The following is a 255-nucleotide window of genomic DNA, read 5'->3' on the forward strand; positions in this document are numbered from 1 at the left end:
AGGTCGGCATCGCCGCCTGGGGCACCAAGGAACGCACGGACAAAGAAGCGCCATTCCAGGCCCTGCCAGACGCTTGATAGAGGATTGCAACGATGTTCAATGACTTGAGTCGCCTGGGTAAATACCTTGGTCAGGCCGCCCGCCTGATGGTCGGCATGCCCGACTACGACAACTACGTCGAGCACATGCAAACCAAGCACCCGGACAAGCCGATGATGGACTACGAGGCGTTCTTTCGTGAACGCCAGGAGGCCC

At 59.2% G+C, this 255-nt stretch carries 1 protein-coding gene; it reads left to right on the top strand.

What is annotated here, in order from left to right; translation table 11 throughout:
* Window positions 1–92: 92 nt before the first annotated feature.
* Window positions 93–255, top strand: a 163-nt coding sequence (locus Q7F16_RS30170) for a YbdD/YjiX family protein (RefSeq protein ID WP_409557430.1), incomplete at its 3' end; no start/stop codon positions are given.

Origin of the sequence: Pseudomonas sp. Lb2C2, from assembly GCF_052112205.1 — a bacterium.
Taxonomy (GTDB): Bacteria; Pseudomonadota; Gammaproteobacteria; order Pseudomonadales; family Pseudomonadaceae; genus Aquipseudomonas; species Aquipseudomonas kilonensis.